This window comes from Sphingomonas bacterium, from assembly GCF_903643035.1.
GTDB lineage: Bacteria > Pseudomonadota > Alphaproteobacteria > Sphingomonadales > Sphingomonadaceae > Sphingomonas.
The window spans coordinates 1-3,567 of record NZ_CAHJWW010000281.1 but is presented as its reverse complement, the minus strand read 5'-3'; the positions used below and the strand labels follow the sequence as shown (position 1 = coordinate 3,567).

General features: G+C 69.8%; 8 protein-coding genes. 3 read left to right on the top strand and 5 right to left on the bottom strand.

Annotated features, from left to right (window positions below; genetic code table 11):
- On the bottom strand, positions 1 to 283 hold a 283-nt coding region (locus HUV01_RS13845), incomplete at its 3' end, for an Arm DNA-binding domain-containing protein (protein ID WP_254606662.1).
- 205 nt (positions 284 to 488) lie between these two features.
- Between HUV01_RS13845 and HUV01_RS13840 the strand changes: the two genes are divergently transcribed.
- On the top strand, positions 489 to 734 hold the full coding sequence (locus tag HUV01_RS13840) for a hypothetical protein (protein WP_174298799.1): 246 nt from the start codon (positions 489 to 491) through the stop codon (positions 732 to 734).
- Here HUV01_RS13840 and HUV01_RS13835 read toward each other — a convergent pair.
- Positions 731 to 1,120 carry a hypothetical protein gene (locus HUV01_RS13835; protein WP_174298798.1) on the bottom strand — a complete coding sequence of 130 codons (390 nt, stop codon included), beginning with the start codon at positions 1,118 to 1,120 and terminating at the stop codon, positions 731 to 733. The genes HUV01_RS13840 and HUV01_RS13835 overlap by 4 nt on opposite strands.
- Before the next feature lie 226 nt (positions 1,121 to 1,346).
- Between HUV01_RS13835 and HUV01_RS13830 the strand changes: the two genes are divergently transcribed.
- Together HUV01_RS13830 and HUV01_RS13825 are read left to right on the top strand one after the other, a co-directional pair.
- The gene (locus HUV01_RS13830) at positions 1,347 to 1,535 is read left to right on the top strand and encodes a type II toxin-antitoxin system HicA family toxin (protein WP_217431017.1); all 189 of its coding nucleotides are present in this window, start codon (positions 1,347 to 1,349) and stop codon (positions 1,533 to 1,535) included.
- A gap of 89 nt (positions 1,536 to 1,624) precedes the next feature.
- Entirely contained in the window at positions 1,625 to 2,032 is a 408-nt protein-coding gene (locus HUV01_RS13825; RefSeq protein ID WP_174298797.1) for a type II toxin-antitoxin system HicB family antitoxin, read from the top strand.
- Between the two features lie 56 nt (positions 2,033 to 2,088).
- On the opposite strand, the gene HUV01_RS13820 is transcribed toward HUV01_RS13825, so the two are convergent.
- The 3 genes from HUV01_RS13820 to HUV01_RS13810 all read right to left on the bottom strand — a co-directional run.
- Positions 2,089 to 2,709: a hypothetical protein gene (locus HUV01_RS13820; protein WP_174298796.1), complete on the bottom strand. Its 621-nt coding sequence runs from the start codon at positions 2,707 to 2,709 to the stop codon at positions 2,089 to 2,091.
- 238 nt (positions 2,710 to 2,947) lie between these two features.
- Complete coding sequence (locus HUV01_RS13815) at positions 2,948 to 3,259, bottom strand: hypothetical protein (protein ID WP_174298795.1); 312 nt, start codon at positions 3,257 to 3,259, stop codon at positions 2,948 to 2,950.
- Positions 3,256 to 3,567 (bottom strand): hypothetical protein (locus tag HUV01_RS13810; protein WP_174298794.1); only part of this gene is annotated, 312 nt, incomplete at its 5' end. The genes HUV01_RS13815 and HUV01_RS13810, both read right to left, overlap by 4 nt.

Below are 3,567 nucleotides of genomic sequence, written 5' to 3'. Positions count from 1 at the left end.
CGCGGGCGAGCTGCGCGCGGGCCGCGTCGCGCCGCGCGCGCGCCTGGTCGAGCGTCACCTCGGGCCACAGGCCGAAGGTCAGCGTCTGCTCGCAGCCGGTCGACCGATCGACGTACCGCATCCGGAGCGATCGTCGACCGCTCGGGGTGACGAAGAGGTAGAGTCCCTGTTCGTCCGAGATCTTGTAGGCGCGCGGCTTCGTCCGCGCGCGGCCGATGGCCGCGTCAGTGAGCATGGCTTCGTGCTTTCGAAGACGGATTACCGGCGCGCCGCCGGCGTGCATATTTGCATCGTGGCGATGCATATTCGCACGACCGGGGCGGAGGCACCCTCCGCCCCGGTCGTGGAAAGTGACGCAATTCTGCGGCTTTGCAGGCACGAGAACGGGTACGATACCCGATCTGGCGCGTCCGATACCCGCGTCCGGAGTAGAACGGAAAAGGAACGCGCGCTAATTCCGTTCGCGACGAGTCGCGGGGGATCGAGGCATGAGGCAGGTAAATCAGGACGAGCTGACGTGGATGATGATCTACGCGCTCCAGCGACTGCCGGCGTCCGTGCAGGCCATGATAGCGGACCGTCGCCCCGACCAGCGGCGACGAGGCCAGCACTTCGCCGCGCAGCGCCTCGCGGCCGCGCTGGCCCGACTGGAAATCCTGTCCGATCAGCCCGAGCCGCCACCCTTCCGCTTCGCGGACCTGGATGGCGGCTCGGGCGTGCCGACGGTCGACTAGGCGGCGACCGCCAGCTGAAGGATCGCCTCGGCGATCGCCAGCGGGCCGGTGCGCTTCACATCGGCGAGCACGGACTCGATCAGCGCGCCGGCGAAGGTCTCCAGGTCCGCCATCGTCGCGGCGAGCCCGACCTTGGCGACGTGGAGCACCAGCGCCGGGATGACCGCGGCGATCGCCTGCTTCTTCTTCGCGGCACCGGTCGCGCCCGGCACCTCGGCGGCATGGACCGCGTCGATCGCCGCCTTGCCGACCTCGCTCGCCTTGGCGGCGATCACCGCCTTGTCGAGCGAGTTGCCGGCAAGCGACGCGGCGGCCGGGCTGGCGGCGACGGCGCTGGCGGCCGCCACGAGCTTGGCTGTGGTGATGGTGAGGCCGAAAATACGCATGGGTATGCTCCATCAGGCCTGCGCCGCCGACCTCAACGCAGGCTGGATAGGTCCGGTGATGGTCGGGGATGGGGTGCGGCTGGCTACGCCGACGCCAGCCCGGCCACGCGGACCTGGCGCGCGACCCGGCCGCTTAGATAAAAAGATATACGCGGTATATTATAGTGCTTGCCTAGCCGGTCTTTCAGCTATATACGGGATATATCAGAACGAAGGGACAGATGAAGTGATCAGCAGCCGCGAAGTGATCAAGGTTCTCCGGGCCAACGGGTGGCAGCAGGTCGCGACCCGGGGCGATCACCACCAGTTCAAGAAGGACGGCGTCAAGGTCACCGTCCAGCACCCGGTGAAGGACCTCTCGCTCCGCAACATCATCTCGATCGAGAAAGCCACCGGGATCAGGCTCCGGCCCTGACGGGCCGGGCCGAACCGGAAGGAGCCCAGACGATCACGCTTCCGAAGCCTGTTTCTCTCTAATATACGCCGTATCGCAAGGAGCCGACTATGCCCGCCACCTTCTACCCCGCCGTGATCGACCGGAGCGCCAGCGGCTTCGGGGCGACCTTTCCCGACTTCCCCGGCTGCATCGCCAATGGTCCCTCCGTCAACGACGCTGCGCTCAGCGCCGAGGCCGCGCTGGCGCTGCACATCGAGGCGATGGTCAAGGACAAGGACGCTCTGCCCGCGCCGTCCACCCTTGATGATATCAAGGCAGGGGTGGAAGGCGCGGACGATGTCGCCTGCGTCCTGATCCGCGCGGATATCCCCGCGAAGGTCGAGCGCGTGCTGATCTCGCTGGATGCAGGGCTGCTCCGCGCTATCGACGCCGTGGCACCGAACCGGTCCGCCTGGCTCGCCGACGCCGCCCGTGCTGCGTTGCGCGGTCCGGCGCGCGCTCCGGCTCGACGGTGACGTAACGAGGCTCAGGGGATCATGCGTTCAGCACGCCCAACCCGCGCGCGCGGGGCTCAGCGCCAGCCGCCGGCGGCGAGCGCGTCCTGGAATGTCATCGCGACCGCGCCGATCTGCCCGGCGTGATCGCTGCCATTGATGATCGCGCGCGCGGCGACGAACGCCGCCAGCGGCGCGCGGCCGGTCGAGGGCAGGTAGGTGCCAAGCGACCGGCCGGTGAACCAACCCGCGCTCATCCCGCGCACCAGCACCTGCGCGGAGATGTCGGGGCGCAGCGCCAGGTTGTAGTCCGCGATCAGCGCACCGTGCAGGCCAAGCTCGCGGTCCGCGCGCTCATAATTTCGGTCCCACGTCAGCTGGACGTCGCCGCGGCCGTAGGCGACCTGGCCGGCGTGGCATCCGGGCGCGCCGTAGGAGCAGCCCCTACCCTGCCCGATCTCTCGGACCGGCTGCATCGTGTGCGCGGTCTCCCACCACGAGGTCGCGAGGCCGTATGCGACCCAGGCGATCGGCGCGCCGGCGGCGCCGAACGCCTGGAGCTTGGCTGTGATGCCGGCGACCCTGCCGGCGTCGATCGAGCCGCCGAAGAAGGGGCGTAATGCGACGAAGAACGCGCGCGCGTCGGTCAGACCGGACGCGCGCGTCCGCGCCGCCGGCGAGGGCCGGACGTCGGTCATGATGGTCTCCTCAGAAGGGTAGGGTCAGGACGGCCCGGATCGCCCAGGACCGGCCGCGCACGGGCGGCCTCCGGGGCGGCAGGCGACGGCCGCGCGCGAGGCCGGTTGGGCGCGCGGGGGTGTCCACCCGCACCGTCAGGACCGGGCCGGATGCGAGCAGCAGCAGGGCGCAGATCACGATGCCGCATCCGGCAGGGTGGACCGGATGTCGGGCATCATGGCCTCCATGGCGGCGAGATCAGACGCCCGGCGTGGGCGGATGGACCTTGTCGAAGAAGACGTCGCGGACCTTGCGGACGATGCGGTCGCTATTGAGCGCCACGAGCGCGCCGACGAAGACCCTCGCATTGCCGGTGAGCCCGGCCGCATCGCTGATCGCCAGCGCGATGAGCGCCAGCACGCCCTGGAGCAGCAGGTCGATCACGAGCCCGCGCGCGGTGATCTTGGCCCCGTCCATCATCGATAGCGCATATTTGGCCGCGGTGCCGAGCCCGAGGCCCGTCGCGATCGGGACCAGTCGCGCCGCCCAATCGGGCAGCACCGGCGTCACCGCATCACCGCCGCGGCGCCGATCCCGGCCAGCAGCATCACCGCGATGCTCGCCACCGTCCGCGCGAGGCTCAGGTCGCGATACGCGCTGCCATGCCGATAGATCGGCCAGGCCAGCGCCAGCAGGATCGCGACCTGCCCGGCGAGCGTGAGCTGCGCCCGCCCGTGCTCGGTCAGCGAGCTGATGAACCAGCGCATTTGGAAAATCAGGACGCCGATCGCGAGCGGGAGATAGCCGGCGCGATCGGCGTCGCCCTCGCGGGCTGGGTGCAGCAGCTCGGCCAGCACCGCCAGCCCGCCGGGCAGCCG